This is a genomic window from Streptomyces sp. NPDC050658 (assembly GCF_044457025.1).
Taxonomy (GTDB): domain Bacteria; phylum Actinomycetota; class Actinomycetes; order Streptomycetales; family Streptomycetaceae; genus Streptomyces.
This window is the reverse complement of sequence record NZ_JBITGM010000002.1, coordinates 591,786-607,460: the sequence shown is the minus strand read 5'-3', so window position 1 is coordinate 607,460 and position 15,675 is coordinate 591,786. Positions and strand designations below refer to the sequence as shown.

14 protein-coding genes are annotated in these 15,675 nt (G+C 71.4%); 12 read left to right on the top strand and 2 right to left on the bottom strand.

Annotated features, from left to right (window positions below; translation table 11 throughout):
* Positions 1-202: 202 nt before the first annotated feature.
* Positions 203-1,348 (top strand): WD40/YVTN/BNR-like repeat-containing protein, encoded by a 1,146-nt coding sequence (locus ACIBKX_RS09610; protein WP_399375735.1) that lies wholly within the window; start codon positions 203-205, stop codon positions 1,346-1,348.
* 13 nt (positions 1,349-1,361) lie between these two features.
* Here ACIBKX_RS09610 and ACIBKX_RS09605 read toward each other — a convergent pair whose 3' ends face one another.
* Entirely contained in the window at positions 1,362-1,658 is a 297-nt protein-coding gene (locus ACIBKX_RS09605; protein WP_363271307.1) for a YciI family protein, read from the bottom strand.
* 87 nt (positions 1,659-1,745) lie between these two features.
* Between ACIBKX_RS09605 and ACIBKX_RS09600 the strand changes: the two genes are divergently transcribed.
* The 5 genes from ACIBKX_RS09600 to ACIBKX_RS09580 are packed head-to-tail and all read left to right on the top strand — an operon-like array spanning position 1,746 to position 6,644.
* Positions 1,746-2,822 carry an ABC transporter ATP-binding protein gene (locus tag ACIBKX_RS09600; protein ID WP_363271306.1) on the top strand — a complete coding sequence of 359 codons (1,077 nt, stop codon included), beginning with the start codon at positions 1,746-1,748 and terminating at the stop codon, positions 2,820-2,822.
* Between the two features lie 22 nt (positions 2,823-2,844).
* Complete coding sequence (locus tag ACIBKX_RS09595; RefSeq protein WP_363271305.1) at positions 2,845-4,053, top strand: ABC transporter substrate-binding protein; 1,209 nt, start codon at positions 2,845-2,847, stop codon at positions 4,051-4,053.
* A gap of 3 nt (positions 4,054-4,056) precedes the next feature.
* Positions 4,057-4,947, top strand: a complete 891-nt coding sequence (locus ACIBKX_RS09590; protein ID WP_363271304.1) for an ABC transporter permease — start codon at positions 4,057-4,059, stop codon at positions 4,945-4,947.
* A gap of 57 nt (positions 4,948-5,004) precedes the next feature.
* Entirely contained in the window at positions 5,005-5,931 is a 927-nt protein-coding gene (locus ACIBKX_RS09585; RefSeq protein ID WP_363271303.1) for an ABC transporter permease, read from the top strand.
* Positions 5,932-5,939: 8 nt separating this feature from the next.
* Entirely contained in the window at positions 5,940-6,644 is a 705-nt protein-coding gene (locus ACIBKX_RS09580; RefSeq protein WP_363271302.1) for an endonuclease V, read from the top strand.
* Positions 6,645-6,656: 12 nt separating this feature from the next.
* Here the strand turns inward: ACIBKX_RS09580 and ACIBKX_RS09575 are convergent, their stop codons facing one another.
* On the bottom strand, positions 6,657-7,862 hold the full coding sequence (locus ACIBKX_RS09575; RefSeq protein WP_363271301.1) for a saccharopine dehydrogenase NADP-binding domain-containing protein: 1,206 nt from the start codon (positions 7,860-7,862) through the stop codon (positions 6,657-6,659).
* An 83-nt stretch (positions 7,863-7,945) separates the two neighbouring features.
* Here ACIBKX_RS09575 and ACIBKX_RS09570 point away from each other — a divergent pair, with 83 nt between their 5' ends.
* The 6 genes from ACIBKX_RS09570 (at position 7,946) to ACIBKX_RS09545 (ending at position 15,576) form a co-directional block, all read left to right on the top strand.
* Complete coding sequence (locus ACIBKX_RS09570; protein WP_363271300.1) at positions 7,946-8,344, top strand: MmcQ/YjbR family DNA-binding protein; 399 nt, start codon at positions 7,946-7,948, stop codon at positions 8,342-8,344.
* A gap of 159 nt (positions 8,345-8,503) precedes the next feature.
* A complete protein-coding gene (locus ACIBKX_RS09565) occupies positions 8,504-9,703 on the top strand; it encodes a CaiB/BaiF CoA-transferase family protein (protein WP_363271299.1) in 1,200 nt (399 codons plus the stop codon).
* On the top strand, positions 9,703-10,728 hold the full coding sequence (locus ACIBKX_RS09560; RefSeq protein ID WP_363271298.1) for an LLM class F420-dependent oxidoreductase: 1,026 nt from the start codon (positions 9,703-9,705) through the stop codon (positions 10,726-10,728). The genes ACIBKX_RS09565 and ACIBKX_RS09560 overlap by 1 nt, the downstream gene beginning before the upstream one ends.
* A gap of 10 nt (positions 10,729-10,738) precedes the next feature.
* A complete protein-coding gene (locus tag ACIBKX_RS09555; RefSeq protein ID WP_363271297.1) occupies positions 10,739-11,881 on the top strand; it encodes an acyl-CoA dehydrogenase family protein in 1,143 nt (380 codons plus the stop codon).
* A gap of 58 nt (positions 11,882-11,939) precedes the next feature.
* The gene (locus tag ACIBKX_RS09550; RefSeq protein ID WP_363271296.1) at positions 11,940-13,154 is read left to right on the top strand and encodes an acetyl-CoA C-acetyltransferase; all 1,215 of its coding nucleotides are present in this window, start codon (positions 11,940-11,942) and stop codon (positions 13,152-13,154) included.
* Positions 13,155-13,404: 250 nt separating this feature from the next.
* On the top strand, positions 13,405-15,576 hold the full coding sequence (locus tag ACIBKX_RS09545) for a 3-hydroxyacyl-CoA dehydrogenase NAD-binding domain-containing protein (RefSeq protein ID WP_363271295.1): 2,172 nt from the start codon (positions 13,405-13,407) through the stop codon (positions 15,574-15,576).
* Positions 15,577-15,675: the final 99 nt, after the last annotated feature.

Below are 15,675 nucleotides of genomic sequence, written 5' to 3'. Positions count from 1 at the left end.
GTCGGCACTTGGATAGACGACGGAATGACGGAATCCGTGCACGCGAACACCGAGTGACCTCGGTCACCGCGCCCTCTTCACTCTTTTCACGGGATTCCCGGAAGGAGCCGGGTGTTCCGGTGGCCCCGGCGGGGCACGGCGGGGCACGGGGCGGTCTGGACGGGCGCGGGGCAGTGGACTAGCTTCGCGCGCCATGAGGGGTATGGGGAACCAGGGGAAGCAGCGGAACCAGCGGCGGACGGGTCGGGCGGTGCTTTCGCGGTCATGGGGCCGTGTGGTGTCGGCGGGAATCTGCGGGGCGGCGCTCGCGGCGACGGTACTCGCCGCGCCGGGGCCCGCGCAGGCGGCACCGGAGGACGCGCCCGGCGGCTGGCGGCTGACCGACAGCGGCAGCGACGCCCGTTTCCGGGGCCTCGCGGCTGTCAGCCGCAGCACTGCCTGGGCGGCCGGGTCGAAGGGCACCGTCCTGCGGACCTCGGACGGCGGCGAGAGCTGGCGCAATGTCTCGCCGCGCGGCGCCGGGGAGCTGGAGTTCCGGGACGTCGAGGCCTTCGACGGCCGCCGCGCGGTGGTCCTCGCGATCGGCGAGGGCGAGGCGTCCCGGGTCTTGCGGACCTCGGACGGCGGCGCGACCTGGACCGAGTCGTTCCGCAACACCGACCCCAAGGCCTTCTACGACTGCATGACGTTCTTCGACCGTCGTCACGGTCTGGCGATGAGCGACCCGGTGGACGGCAAGTACCGCATCCTGTCGACCGCGGACGGCGGCCGCTCCTGGCAGGTCCTGCCGGACAAGGGCATGCCCGCCGCGCAGCAGGGCGAGGCGGGCTTCGCGGCGAGCGGCCAGTGCCTGGTGAGCTCGGGGCCGCGTGACGTCTGGCTCGCCACGGGGGGCGCGGCACGCGCGCGTGTCCTGCACTCCGCCGACCGCGGCCGCACCTGGACGGCCACCGACGCGCCGATCCCGGCGGGCGACCCGGCCCGCGGCGTCTTCGGCCTCGCCTTCCGCGACCGTACGCACGGCATCGCGGTCGGCGGCGACTACCGCGCCGATCAGCCCTCTCCGAAGGCTGCGGCCACGACGCCCGACGGCGGGCGCAGCTGGACCCCGTCGGCCCAGCCGCCGCCCGGCTACCGCTCGGGCGTCGCCTGGCTGCCGGGCAGCCGCACCGCCGCCCTTGCGGTGGGCCCGACCGGCACCGATCTCACCGGGGACGGCGGGCGCACCTGGCGGACCGTCGACACGGGGTCGTACGACACGGTGGACTGCACCCGCGACCGGGCCTGCTGGGCATCGGGCGAGAAGGGCCGGATCGCCAGGTGGGAGCGGGACCGGCGGCAGTCCTAGGGCCGGACAGGCCCTAGGGCAGCTGCTGGCGGTATGGGGCGAGTTCCGGCGCGGTCTTCGTCGCGATGAACTCCGTGATCCGGTACTCGCACACCTCCGCGACCACGAAGGGGTCGCTCGCCGCGATCTTCTCGATCGCGGCCCGGTCGTCGGCGACGGCGAGGAGCACCCCGCCGTCCCGCGGATTCTTGCGCCCGGAGGCGATGACGACGCCCTGCGCGTACAGCTCGTCGAGCCAGGCGACATGGGCGGCCATCTCCTCGTCGACGGCGGAGACGGGCGCGGTGTAGGTCAATTCCAGTACGAACATGATCGCGAGGCTACCCGGCAGGCGCCCTTGTGGCCTCACTTGATGTGTGCATGATCTATCTCGGGGAAACTCGGGGAAAGGGGGCCCATGGAGGGTCATGCCATCGGATTACGGGGGCTGCGCAAGACCTACGGAGACGTCGACGCCGTAGCCGGGATCGACCTCGACATCGGCCACGGGGAGTTCTTCTCGCTCCTCGGCCCCTCGGGCTCCGGCAAGACCACGGTGCTCCGGCTGATCGCGGGCTTCGACACCCCGACGGCGGGCAGCGTCTGGCTCGCGGGCCGGGACGTCACCCGCAGCGCGCCCTTCGAGCGCGATGTCACCACCGTCTTCCAGGACTACGCCCTCTTCCCGCACATGACGGTGGAGCAGAACGTCGGCTACGGACTGAGGGTGCGCGGCGCCTCCCGGTCCGAACAGACGGCACGCGCGCGTGAGGCACTCGCAGGGGTACGCCTCGAAGGGCTCGGCAAGCGCCGCCCCGCCCAGCTCTCCGGAGGCCAGCGCCAACGCGTGGCCCTTGCCCGCGCCCTGGCCGTGCGCCCCCGCGTGCTGCTCCTGGACGAACCCCTCGGCGCCCTCGACCGGGGGCTCCGCGAGCAGATGCAGGGCGAACTGGCGCAGCTGCAGCGCGAGGTGGGCATCACCTTCGTCCTGGTCACCCACGACCAGCAGGAAGCCCTCACGATGAGCGACCGGATCGCCGTCCTGAACGCGGGCCGGATCGAGCAGGTCGGGACGCCCGCCGAGATCTACGAGCGCCCGGCCACCCCCTTCGTCGCCGGGTTCGTCGGTACGTCCAACGTGCTGACCGGCGCGGCCGCGGAACGGATCGTCGGTATGCCGGGGACGTTCGGCGTGCGACCGGAGAAGATCCGGGTGCTGGCCGACGGGATGGCCGGCGAGAGGGCCGATGAGGGAGCCGGCGAGGGGACCGGAGACGGGACCGCGGAGCACTGCTCCGCCACCGGAGCCGTCGCCGACACCGTGTATCTGGGCGACCTCACCCGCGTCCTGGTCGACCTCGACGCGGGCGGCCGGCTGACCGTCGTACAGCAGAACCTGGAGTCATCCGCCGAGGACAGCGCGGCCCTGCGCGGCGCACGCGTGCGGCTGCGCTGGCACCGGCGGCACAACATCCCGCTCGAACCGTCCCGTTGACCTCTACCTGTCGGGAGTTCTCGTGCGTCTCACCCGTACTCTCACGGCCGCGCTCACGCTGGGCGCCCTGGCCCTCACCGCCGCCTGCGGCTCGTCCGACGGCGGCGGGGGCAAGGGCTCGCCGGGCGGCCGGGACTTCACCCCGCCCAAGCTCAGCGCGCAGAAGTCGCTGGGCAAGTCGGAGGGCAAGGTCAATCTGATCGCCTGGGCGGGATACGCCGAGGACGGCTCGAACGACGCCGACGTCGACTGGGTCACCCCCTTCGAGAAGAAGACGGGCTGTCAGGTGAACACCAAGGTCGCCGGCACCTCCGACGAGATGGTGAACCTCATGAAGACCGGGCAGTACGACGCGGTCTCGGCCTCCGGGGACGCCTCGCTGCGGCTCATCGCGTCCGGCGACGCGGCGCCCGTCAACACCGGCCTCGTGCCCAACTACAAGGACGTCTTCCCGGGCCTGAAGAACCAGAAGTGGAACTCCGTCAAGGGCGTCGCCTACGGCATCCCGCACGGCCGCGGCGCCAACCTCCTGATGTACCGCACCGACAAGGTCAGCCCGGCACCCGACTCCTGGTCGGCGGTGTTCACGGACGCGTCGAAGCACAAGGGCAAGGTCACCGCGTACGACTCGCCCATCTACATCGCCGACGCCGCGCTCTACCTGATGAAGACGCGCCCGGAACTCGGCATCAAGAACCCCTACGCCCTGGACCAGAAGCAGTTCGACGCCGCCGTCGACCTGCTGAAGAAGCAGAATGCCGACATCGGCGAATACTGGAGCGACTATCTGAAGGAGGTCTCGGCCTTCAAGAGCGGCGACTCGGTGATCGGCACCAGCTGGCAGGTCATCGTGAACACCGCGCAGGCCGAGAAGGCCCCGGTGAAGGCGGTGCTGCCCAAGGAGGGCGCCACCGGCTGGTCCGACACCTGGATGGTCTCCGCGAAGGCCGAGCACCCCAACTGCGCCTACAAATGGCTCGACTGGATCGTCTCGCCCAAGGCCAACGCCCAGGTGGCCGAGTACTTCGGAGAAGCGCCCTCCAACGCCAAGGCGTGCGCCGAGACCGCGGACAAGAAGCACTGCGCCACGTTCCACGCGGACGACGCCGCGTACTGGAAGAAGGTGCACTTCTGGACCACGCCGATCCCGCAGTGCCTGGACGGACGTGACGACGTGAAGTGCGTGCCGTACGCGAAGTGGGTCCAGGCCTGGACCGGGATCAAGGGCTGAGGCATGGCTCCCGGGCACGAGCGCTCACGCGGGCGCCCGCGCGAGCGGGTCGCCGGGGCCCTGCACCGGCGGCCCCGGCTCCGCCTCGGGCTGCTCCTCGCGGCGCCGCTGACCTGGCTGGTGGTCGCCTACCTCGGCTCGCTCGCGGTCCTCTTCCTGTCCGCCTTCTGGACCACGGACCCGTTCACGTCGGACGTCGTGAAGTCGTGGACGGCCGACAACTTCAAGGCCCTGCTCACGACGGACGTCTACCGCCGGGTCGCGCTGCGCAGCGTCGCGGTCGCCCTCGGGGTGACGCTGCTGTGCGTCGTGATCGCGTTCCCGGTGGCCTTCTACACGGCACGCGTGGCGCGGCCCCGGTGGCGCCCGCTGCTCGTGGTGGCGATCCTGACGCCGCTCTGGGCGAGCTACCTGGTCAAGGCGTACGCGTGGCGGCTGATGCTCGCGCAGGGCGGGCCGCTGGACTGGGCCCTCGGCCCGCTCGGCCTGTCCGGCCCCGGCTACGGCCTGACGGCCACGGTCGTCGTGCTGACCTACCTCTGGCTGCCGTACATGATCCTGCCGATCCACGCGGGCCTGGAGCGCGTCCCGGACAGCCTCCTGGACGCCTCCGCCGATCTCGGGGCGCGGGGCTGGCGCACCTTCCGCACGGTGCTGCTGCCGCTGGTCCTGCCCTCCGTCGCCGCGGGCTCGGTGTTCACGTTCTCGCTCAGCCTCGGCGACTACATCGCCGTACAGATCGTCGGTGGGAAGACCCAGCTCATCGGCAATCTCGTCTACTCCAACATCACGCTCGACCTGCCGATGGCCGCCGCGCTCGGCACGGTGCCCGTCGTGATCATCGTGGGGTATCTGCTGGCCGTGCGCCGGACGGGCGCGCTGAGCACTCTGTGATCCGTCATCCGTCATCTGTCATCTGTCATCTGTCATCTGTGAGGGGAGGCTTCGCCGATGCATGTGTCACGCAGGGCGCGGATCGCGTTGCGGGTCGCCGCGGTGCTCGGATTCGCGGTGATCTACGTCCCGTTGCTGCTCGTCCTGGTCAACTCCTTCAACCCGGACCGGAGTTCGGGCTGGCCGCCGTCGGGTGCGACGTTCCACTGGTGGCGGGAGGCGTGGCGCGGCGCCGGGGTGCGGGACGCGCTGTGGACCTCGGTGAAGGCAGGGCTCGGCGCGACGGCGATCGCTCTGGTCCTGGGCACGCTCGTGGCGTTCGCGGTGGCGCGGTACCGGTTCTTCGGCCGGGAGGTGGTCTCGTTCGCGGTGGTGCTGCCGATCGCGCTGCCCGGCATCATCACGGGGGTCGCCCTGAACACGGCGTTCCGGACGGTCCTCGAACCGATTGGGATCGGCCTCGGGCTCCTCACCGTGGTCGTGGGGCATGCCACGTTCTGTGTCGTCGTGGTCTTCAACAACGTGGCGGCCCGGCTGCGGCGGCTTCCGGGTTCGTACGAGGAGGCGGCGATGGACCTGGGCGCGGACACCTTCCGTACGTTCCGGGACATCACGTTCCCGCTGATGCGGTCGGCGCTCGTGGCGGGCGGCCTGCTGGCGTTCGCGCTCTCCTTCGACGAGATCGTGGTGACCACGTTCACGGCGGGTCCGGGGGTGCAGACGCTGCCGGTGTGGATCTTCTCCAACATGGCACGGCCCCAGCAGGCGCCGGTGGTGAACGTGGTGGCGGTGGTGCTCGTGGTGCTCTCGGTCGTGCCGGTGTACGCGGCGCACCGCTTGTCGTCGGGAGGTTCCTTCCCCGGCCCGGCCCCGGCCGGGGCCCGAGGACGCGGGTCGGGGAGCCGCGGGTCCGCGAGCCCCGCGTCCGGAGACCGCGGAGCCGGAGGCCGCGAAACCGGGGGAGCGGACGGAGAATTACGCTGATCCGCACCATGACCACTCACGCCACGCCCCCGCAGCCGCCCGCCGACTGGCCCGCCGACGAGGCGAGCGCCCGCGCCGTCCAGGACGCCCTGCGCTCCCGCGTCGTGCTCGACGAACCGGGACCGCCGCCGGGCACCGGACATCTCACGGGGATCGACGTCGCCTACGACGACGAGCGGGACGTCGTCGCCGCCGCGCTCGTCGTCCTGGACGCGGCGACGCTCGACGTGGTCGAGGAGGCGACGGCCGTGGGGCGGGTGGCCTTCCCGTACGTTCCGGGGCTGCTGGCCTTCCGTGAGATCCCCACCGTGCTCGCCGCCCTGGAACGGCTCGGCGCCGATCCCGGGCTCCTCGTCTGCGACGGTTACGGCATCGCGCACCCGCGCCGCTTCGGCCTCGCCAGCCACCTCGGCGTCCTCACCGGTCTGCCCGCCATCGGCGTCGCCAAGAACCCCTTCACGTTCTCGTACGACGCTCCGGGCGCGCCGCGGGGAAGCGCGGCGCCCCTGCTCGACGGGGCGGACGAGGTCGGCCGCGCCCTGCGCACCCGCGAGGACGTCAAGCCGGTCTTCGTCTCCGTGGGCCACCGGGTGAGCCTGGACAACGCCTGCGCGCACACCCTGCGCCTGACGCCGCGCTACCGGCTCCCGGAGACGACCAGGCGCGCGGACGCGCTGTGCCGCAAGGCCCTGCGGGAGGCCACCGGAGGCTGACCGGGCGGCGGGCTACTGGGTGGCCGCCACACGGAACTTGATGCCCGCCGCCGTGAGACGCGACGTCAGGGCCTCGCCCATGGCGACCGCGGAGGTCAGCTGTCCCGCGACCTCGGGCAGACCCTCGTCGAGCGCCAGGCACAGCGCGCCCTCGCCCAGGATCTTCGCAGTCTCGTCGTACCCCGGATCGCCGCCGGAGACCTCCGTGAACACCCGCCTGCCGCCGCCCTCGCCGACGAACCGCACGGAGAACCAGCTCTTCGCCCGCCGCTCCGCGCTCGGCCCCTCACCCGGCTTGACCCGGTCCGACAACCACCGCCGCGCGGCGGGCAGTTGGGCCGCCGCCACCAGGCCGCCGACGGCCGCGGCGCCGCCCACCGCGAACGGCAGCGTCTTCACGGCCGCGTAGTGCCGGTAGCGGAAGTCGGGGCCGTAGCGCTCCAGGGCCCGCGCCGAGCGCTGCACCACCTGCGCGTCGATCGTCGGCAGCGGCAGCGCCCAGGCACCGACCTCGCCGGCGTACCGGGGAGCGGCCGTCGGGGCGTACGCCTTGCGGCCCACCAGACGCGGCTCGTGCCGCCGCCGGTCCCGCGCGGCGGCCAGCATCTGCGGGCCCCGCGCGAACTGGGAGAGCGCCGAGGCGAACGTACCGCCGGAGAAGGTGGCGTTGCTGCGCACGAACCCGTCGACCCGCAGCGGCACCCCCTCGGGCAGCCGGCGCACCGTGAAGTAGGCGCCCAGGTCGTGCGGGACCGAGTCGAAGCCGCAGGCGTGCACGAGGCGGGCCCCGGTCTCCCGCGCGCGGGCGTCGTGCCGCACGTACATGAGGTCGACGAACTCCGGCTCCCCGGTGAGGTCCAGATAATCCGTGCCCGCCTCCGCGCACGCGGCGACGAGTTCCTGGCCGTACGCGAGATACGGGCCGACGGTCGTGGCCACCACGCGCGCGTGGGCGGCCAGTTCGCGCAGCGATTCCGGGTCGGCCACGTCCGCGCGGACGAGCGGAAGCTCCGCGCACGCCGGGTGCGCCTCGGCCAGCCGCTCCCGCAGCCGCTCCAGCTTCCCCGTGTCACGCCCCGCGATCGCCCAGCGCAGCCCCTCGGGGGCGTGCTCGGCGAGATACTCCGCGGTCAGCGCGCCCACGAAACCGGTCGCTCCGAAGAGCACGATGTCGTACGTGCGGTCGTTCGTGCGTTCTTTGCCGTTCTGACTGCTCATGGCACCTCTCCGTCGTGCACCCCGCGCCGTTGTCGGTGGCTGAGGCTAGCGTGGGTCCCGGGACGACGTACCAGGAGGTAACCATGGCCGGTGCGAAGAGCGGACCCTCCAAGGGTGCTCTGGCGAAGTGGTCGCGGGTGCGCGGGTTCGCGCTGGGCCTGCCCGCCGCCACCGAGGACTTCCCCTGGGGCGAGACCGTGGCCAAGGTCAACAAGAAGGTGTTCGTCTTCCTCGGTATGGACGACGGCAGCTACCCCATGGGCATCACGGTGAAACTCACGGCGCAGGAGGCGCACGCGCACGCCCTGACCGCACCCGGCGCCGAGCCCGCGGGGTACGGCCTGGGCAAGGCCGGCTGGGTGCGTGTCCCGCTGGAGGAGAAGGGCGCGCCCGCGGCCGAGCTGCTCTGCGACTGGGTGGAGGAGAGCTACCGCGCGGTCGCGACGAAAAAACTCGTCGCGGAACTGGATGCGCGCGCGTAGACACCCGCTGACCAGCACGGAACCGGCGCCCGGCCGGGCCGCCGCATGCCCGGCGCACGGAATTGTCTAAGCGCTTGCTTGCTAGGGTCTTGTGCGGAGTGGAACACGTTCTTAGCATCACTGGTGTTACATCAGTTGTGTCACAGAGCTGGGGGCTCAATGAGAGTGCCGGACAAGGGCGTTCACGGCCCGCTCGCCGGGGTGCGCGTCGTGGAGCTCGCGGGCATCGGGCCCGGCCCGTTCGCCGCCATGCTCCTGGCCGACCTCGGAGCCGACGTCGTACGTGTCGACCGGCCGGGCGGCAGCGGCCTCGGGATCAACCCCGAGTACGACGTCACCAACCGCAACAAACGCTCCGTGATCATCGACCTCAAGGCGGCGGACGGCGCCGAGCGCGTCCTGGACCTGGTGGACCGCGCCGACGTGCTCATCGAGGGCTACCGGCCCGGCGTCGCCGAGCGCCTCGGCGTCGGCCCCGACACCTGCCACGCCCGCAACCCGCGGCTCGTGTACGGACGGATGACCGGCTGGGGGCAACAGGGCCCGCTCGCCCAGCGCGCCGGGCACGACATCTCCTACATCGCGATCACCGGCACCCTCGGCATGATCGGCGCCCCCGACGAGCCGCCCACCGTCCCCGCGAACCTCGTCGGCGACTACGCGGGCGGCTCGCTCTATCTGGTCGTCGGCATCCTCGCCGCGCTCAACCACGCGCGCGTGCACGGCACCGGACAGGTCGTGGACGCCGCGATCGTCGACGGCACCGCGCACCTCACGTCGATGATCCACGGCATGCTCGCGGCCGGCGGCTGGCAGGACCGGCGCGGCTCCAACCTCCTGGACGGCGGCTGCCCCTTCTACGGCAACTACGAGACCGCGGACGGCGGTTACATGGCCGTCGGCGCCCTTGAGCAGCAGTTCTACGACGAGTTCATCGCGCAGATGGGCCTCACCGGCCAGGCACCGGAGCGCAAGGACCTCGCACGCTGGGGCGAGCTGCGCGACGCCGTCGCCGCCCGCTTCAAGGAGCGCACACGCGACGAGTGGACGGCCGTCTTCGAGGGCTCCGACGCCTGCGTCGCGCCGGTGCTCTCGCTGCGCGAGGCCCCCGCCCACCCCCACCTCGCCGCCCGCGGCACCTTCGTCGACCACGGCGGCATCACCCAGCCCGCCCCCGCGCCCCGCTTCTCCGCGACGCCCACGGGCATCCGGGGCGGCCCCGCCCAGCCGGGCGCCCACACCGAGGAAGTCGCCCGCGACTGGGGCGTACCGGCCCTCGTACCGCCCGACGCGGCAACCTCCGGTGCGGCAACCTCCGACGCAGCAACCTCCGACGCCCCGACGAAGGAAGCCGACTGATGGAGCTCTCCGTAACGCTCGCCTACGACGGCGACCCGAGGCAGGCCGCGGACGACGTCGCCGCCCTGGAGCCCGCGGGCCTGGACGCCGTCTGGGTGGCCGAGGCGTACGGCTTCGACTCGCCCACGATCATGGGCTATCTCGCCGCCCGCACCGAGCGCATGAAGATCGGCTCCGCGATCCTCAACGTCTACTCGCGCACCCCCGCCCTCATCGCCCAGACCGCCGCCGGGCTCGACGCGATCTCCGGCGGCCGTGCCGTCATCGGGCTCGGGGCGTCGGGCCCGCAGGTCGTCGAGGGCTGGCACGGCAAGCCGTACGACAAGCCACTCGCCCGCACCCGCGAGACCATCGAGCTGACCCGCCGCATCCTGCGCCGTGAGGTGATCGACCACCACGGCGTCACGGACATGCCGCTGCCTCCGGAGAAGGGCGGCAAGCTGGGCAAGCCCCTGAAGATCCTCACCCGGCCGGTCCGCCCCGAAGTGCCGCTGTACGTCGCGTCGCTGGGCCCGGCCAACGTCCGGATGACCGCGGAGATCGCCGACGGCTGGCTGCCCACCCTGTTCATCCCGGAAAAGGCCCACCTGGTGTGGGGAGCCGCGCTCGCCGAGGGCAAGGAGAAGCGCGATCCGGCGCTCGGCGCCCTCAGCACCGTCGCGGGCGGGCTGCTCGCGATCGGCGACGACGCGGCTGCCGCACGCGACCTCACCCGCCCCAAAATCGCCCTCTACGTAGGCGGCATGGGCGCCAAGGGGAAGAACTTCTACAACGACCTGGCGGTCGCGTACGGCTATGAGCAGGAGGCCGCGCGCATCCAGGAGCTCTATCTCTCGGGCCGGAAGAAGGAGGCCGAGGCCGCCGTCCCGGACGAGTTCTGCGAGCTCATGTCGCTGTGCGGGCCCGAGAGTTACGTACGCGAGCGCGTCGAGGCCTTCCGCGAGGCGGGCGTCGACATGCTCAACGTCATTCCCGTCGGCCCCGAGCCGGCCAAGTCGATCGAGACCGTCAAGGGCTGGCTCTAGGAGGCCGTAAGTGAAGCGTCAGATCTTCTCCGCGGAACACGAGGCGTTCCGCGAGACCGTCCGCACCTTCCTGGCCAAGGAGGTGCTCCCGCACTACGAGGAGTGGGAGAAGGACGGGATCGTCAGCCGTGACGCGTGGCGCGCCGCGGGCAAGCAGGGACTCCTCGGGCTCGCCGTGCCCGAGGAGTACGGGGGCGGCGGGAACGCCGACTTCCGCTACAGCGCGGTCCTCGCCGAGGAGTTCACCCGCGCGGGCGCCGCCGGGCTCGCGCTCGGCCTGCACAACGACATCATCGGCCCGTACCTCACCTCGCTGGCCACCGACGAGCAGAAGCGGCGCTGGCTGCCCGGCTTCTGCAGCGGCGAGATCATCACGGCCATCGCGATGACCGAGCCCGGCGCCGGCTCCGACCTCCAGGGCATCCGCACCTCCGCCGAGGACAAGGGCGACCACTGGCTGCTCAACGGCTCCAAGACGTTCATCTCGAACGGCATCCTCGCCGACCTCGTCGTCGTCGTCGCCAAGACGACGGCGGACGGCGGCGCGAAGGGCCTGTCCCTGCTGGTCGTCGAGCGCGGCATGGAGGGCTTCGAGCGGGGCCGCAACCTCGACAAGATCGGCCAGAAGTCCCAGGACACCGCCGAGCTGTTCTTCAACGACGTACGCGTCCCCAAGGAGAACCTCCTCGGCGAGCTCGACGGCGCCTTCATCCACCTGATGACGAACCTCGCGCAGGAGCGCATGGGCATCGCCGTCGCCGGGATCGCCGCCGCCGAGCACCTCCTGGAGATCACCACGACGTACGTCAAGGAGCGCGAGGCCTTCGGGCGCCCGCTCTCCAAGCTCCAGCACATCCGCTTCGAGATCGCCGAGATGGCCACCGAGTGCGCCGTCACCCGTACGTTCCTCGACCGCTGCATCGTCGATCACTCGAACGGGGAACTCGACGCCGTGCACGCCTCGATGGCCAAGTGGTGGGCCACCGAACTCCAGAAGCGGGTGGCCGACCGCTGCCTGCAACTGCACGGCGGATACGGCTACATGACCGAGTACCGCGTCGCCAGGGCCTTCACCGACGGCCGCATCCAGACGATCTACGGAGGCACGACCGAGATCATGAAGGAGATCATCGGCCGTTCCCTGCTGGCCTGAGCCCTGTCCCAGTCCGCCTGACCCCTCACCCTCACGTTCCATCCGAAAGGCTTCCGTCTTGACCACCGAAGCGTACGTATACGACGCGATCCGCACCCCGCGCGGACGCGGCAAGGCCGATGGCGCCCTGCACGGCACCAAGCCGATCGACCTGGTCGTCGGCCTGATCCACGAGATCCGGGCGCGCTTCCCCGACCTCGACCCGGCGGCCGTCGACGACATCGTCCTCGGCGTGGTGGGTCCCGTCGGCGACCAGGGCTCCGACATCGCGCGGATCGCGGCGATCGCCGCCGGACTGCCGGACACGGTCGCGGGCGTCCAGGAGAACCGCTTCTGCGCCTCCGGTCTCGAAGCGGTCAACATGGCCGCGATGAAGGTGCGTTCGGGCTGGGAGGACCTGGTCCTCGCGGGCGGCGTCGAGTCGATGTCGCGGGTCCCGATGGCCTCGGACGGCGGCGCCTGGTTCGCCGACCCGATGACCAACCACGAGACGGGCTTCGTCCCGCAGGGCATCGGCGCCGACCTCATCGCCACCGTCGAGGGCTACACGCGGCGTGACGTCGACGAGTACGCGGCGCTCTCCCAGGAGCGTGCCGCTGCCGCCTGGAAGGACAACCGCTTCGAGCGGTCCGTCGTACCGGTCAAGGACCGCAGCGGTCTGGTCGTCCTCGACCACGACGAGCACATGCGGCCCGGCACCACCGCCGACTCGCTGGCCAAGCTGAAGCCGTCCTTCAAGGACATCGGCGACCTCGGCGGCTTCGACGCCGTCGCGCTGCAGAAGTACCACTGGGTCGAGAAGATCGACCACGTCCACCACGCGGGCAACTCCTCCGGCATCGTGGACGGCGCCGCGCTGGTCGCCATCGGCTCGAAGGAGGTCGGCGAGCGCTACGGGCTGACCCCGCGCGCCCGGATCGTCTCCGCGGCCGTCTCCGGCTCCGAGCCGACCATCATGCTGACCGGGCCCGCCCCGGCGGCCCGCAAGGCGCTCGCCAAGGCGGGCCTGACCATCGACGACATCGACCTCGTCGAGATCAACGAGGCCTTCGCGGCGGTGGTGCTGCGCTTCGTGAAGGACATGGGGCTTTCCCTGGACAAGGTGAACGTCAACGGCGGCGCGATTGCGTTGGGGCATCCCTTGGGTGCGACGGGGGCGATGATCCTGGGGACGCTGGTCGATGAGCTGGAGCGGCAGGACAAGCGGTACGGGTTGGCCACGCTGTGCGTCGGCGGTGGCATGGGGATCGCGACGATCGTGGAACGGGTGTAGCGCCGCCGGGGCCGGGGGCAGTCGCCGACCGCGGGTACGCCGTGGTTGCTCGCGCAGTTCCCCGCGCCCCTGAAGGCATGCGCTGCGCGCAGCCTTCCCCGACGCGTGCGCCCGAGGTGGCGCACGCAGTGCGCACCTCAGGGGCGCGGGGAACCGCGCGACCAGCCCCCACCGGCGTCAAGTCGGCAACCGAACGCCACCACCCTCCCCGGATCCCGCCCGGGCCCACTCAGACTTCACGGAGCGCATCATGACGCAGAGCACCACCATCCGCTGGGAGATGGACGACACCGGTGTCGTCACCCTCGTCCTCGACGACCCCAACCAGTCCGCGAACACCATGAACCAGGCGTTCAAGGACTCCATCGCCGCCATCGCCGACCGCGCGGAGGCCGAGAAGGACTCCATCCGCGGCATCATCTACACCTCCGCGAAGAAGACCTTCTTCGCGGGCGGCGACCTGAAGGACATGATGAAGGCCGGGCCCGAGGACGCCCGCGCCGTCTTCGAGACCGGCATCGGCATCAAGAACTCCCTGCGCCGCATCGAGACCCTGGGCAAGCCGGTCGTCGCCGCGATCAACGGCGCGGCCCTCGGCGGCGGTTACGAGATCGCCCTGGCCAGCCACCACCGCATCGCGCTCGACGCCCCCGGCTCCAAGATCGGCCTGCCCGAGGTCACCCTCGGCCTGCTCCCCGCGGGCGGCGGCGTGACCCGCACCGTACGCCTGATGGGCATCGCGGACGCGCTCCTGAAGGTGCTGCTCCAGGGCACCCAGTACAACCCGAAGCGCGCCCTGGAGAACGGTCTCGTGCACGAAGTGGCCGCCACGCGCGAGGAGATGATCGAGAAGGCCCGCGCCTTCATCGACGCCAACCCCGAGTCGGCCCAGCCCTGGGACAAGCCCGGCTACCGCATCCCCGGCGGCACCCCGGCCAACCCGAAGTTCGCGGCGAACCTGCCCGCCTTCCCGGCCAACCTCAAGAAGCAGACCAGCGGCGCCCCCTACCCGGCCCCGCGAAACATCCTCGCCGCGGCCGTCGAGGGCTCCCAGGTCGACTTCGAGACCGCGCTGACCATCGAGGCCCGGTACTTCACCGAGCTGGTCACCGGGCAGACCGCGAAGAACATGATCCAGGCGTTCTTCTTCGACCTCCAGGCCGTCAACTCCGGCGCCAACCGGCCGGGGGGCGTCGAGCCCCGCCAGGTCCGCAGGGCGGCCGTGCTCGGCGCCGGGATGATGGGCGCGGGCATCGCCTACTCCTGCGCCCGCGCCGGCATCGAGGTCGTCCTCAAGGACGTCTCCGCCGAGGCCGCAGCCAAGGGCAAGGCCTACTCCGAGAAGCTGTGCGCGAAGGCGGTGCAGCGGGGACGCACGACCCAGGAGAAGGCCGACGCGCTGCTCGCCCGCATCACGCCGACCGCCGACCCGCAGGACCTCGCGGGCTGCGACGCGGTGATCGAGGCGGTCTTCGAGGACACCGGGCTCAAGCACAAGGTGTTCCAGGAGATCCAGGACATCATCGAGCCGGACGCGCTGCTCTGCTCCAACACCTCGACGCTGCCGATCACCCAGCTTGCCGAGGGTGTCACGCGGCCCGTCGACTTCATCGGCCTGCACTTCTTCTCGCCCGTCGACAAGATGCCGCTCGTCGAGATCATCAAGGGCGAGCGGACCGGGGACGAGGCGCTCGCCCGCGCCTTCGACCTCGTACGCCAGATCAACAAGACGCCGATCGTGGTCAACGACTCGCGCGGTTTCTTCACCTCGCGGGTCATCGGGCACTTCATCAACGAGGGCGTCGCGATGGTCGGCGAGGGCATCGAGCCCGCCTCCGTCGAACAGGCCGCGGCGCAGGCCGGCTACCCGGCGAAGGTCCTCTCCCTGATGGACGAGCTGACCCTCACCCTGCCGCGCAAGATCCGCAACGAGACGAAGCGCGCCGTCGAGGAGGCCGGCGGCACCTGGGCCGGGCACCCCTCGGACGCCGTCATCGACCGCATGGTCGACGAGTTCGAGCGCCCCGGCCGCAGCGGGGGAGCGGGCTTCTACGAGTACGTGGACGGCAAGCGCGCGGGCCTCTGGCCGGGCCTGCGCGAGCACTTCACCAAGCCGGGCACGGAGATCCCGTTCGAGGACATGCAGGAGCGGATGCTCTTCTCCGAGGCGCTCGACACGGTGCGCCTGCTCGAGGAGGGCGTGCTGACGTCCGTCGCGGACGCCAACATCGGCTCCATCTTCGGTATCGGCTTCCCGGGCTGGACCGGTGGTGTCCTCCAGTACATCAACGGCTACGAAGGTGGCCTGCCCGGATTCGTGGCACGCGCGCGTGAGCTGGCCGACCGCTACGGAGACCGCTTCACGCCGCCCGCGCTGCTCGTCGAGAAGGCGGCGAAGGGCGAGCGGTTCAGCGACTCCTGACCCGCTTTCACCTGCGGTTCCGCCCGTGCGGGGGCGGAACCGCGGGGCCTCGCCCGCACGTCGTATCCTGCCGTAGATCATGATCACGACAAACGGAGG

Excerpts from the sequence above, each read along its gene's own strand:
- ACIBKX_RS09560 (WP_363271298.1), top strand. The coding sequence starts at position 9,703 with ATGGAGCTCTCCGTAACGCTCGCCTACGACGGCGACCCGAGGCAGGCC.
- ACIBKX_RS09600 (WP_363271306.1), top strand. The coding sequence starts at position 1,746 with ATGGAGGGTCATGCCATCGGATTACGGGGGCTGCGCAAGACCTACGGA.
- ACIBKX_RS09580 (WP_363271302.1), top strand. The coding sequence starts at position 5,940 with ATGACCACTCACGCCACGCCCCCGCAGCCGCCCGCCGACTGGCCCGCC.
- ACIBKX_RS09565 (WP_363271299.1), top strand. The coding sequence starts at position 8,504 with ATGAGAGTGCCGGACAAGGGCGTTCACGGCCCGCTCGCCGGGGTGCGC.
- ACIBKX_RS09575 (WP_363271301.1), bottom strand. The coding sequence starts at position 7,862 with ATGAGCAGTCAGAACGGCAAAGAACGCACGAACGACCGCACGTACGAC.
- ACIBKX_RS09610 (WP_399375735.1), top strand. The coding sequence starts at position 203 with ATGGGGAACCAGGGGAAGCAGCGGAACCAGCGGCGGACGGGTCGGGCG.
- ACIBKX_RS09585 (WP_363271303.1), top strand. The coding sequence starts at position 5,005 with ATGCATGTGTCACGCAGGGCGCGGATCGCGTTGCGGGTCGCCGCGGTG.
- ACIBKX_RS09545 (WP_363271295.1), top strand. The coding sequence starts at position 13,405 with ATGACGCAGAGCACCACCATCCGCTGGGAGATGGACGACACCGGTGTC.
- ACIBKX_RS09570 (WP_363271300.1), top strand. The coding sequence starts at position 7,946 with ATGGCCGGTGCGAAGAGCGGACCCTCCAAGGGTGCTCTGGCGAAGTGG.
- ACIBKX_RS09590 (WP_363271304.1), top strand. The coding sequence starts at position 4,057 with ATGGCTCCCGGGCACGAGCGCTCACGCGGGCGCCCGCGCGAGCGGGTC.
- ACIBKX_RS09605 (WP_363271307.1), bottom strand. The coding sequence starts at position 1,658 with ATGTTCGTACTGGAATTGACCTACACCGCGCCCGTCTCCGCCGTCGAC.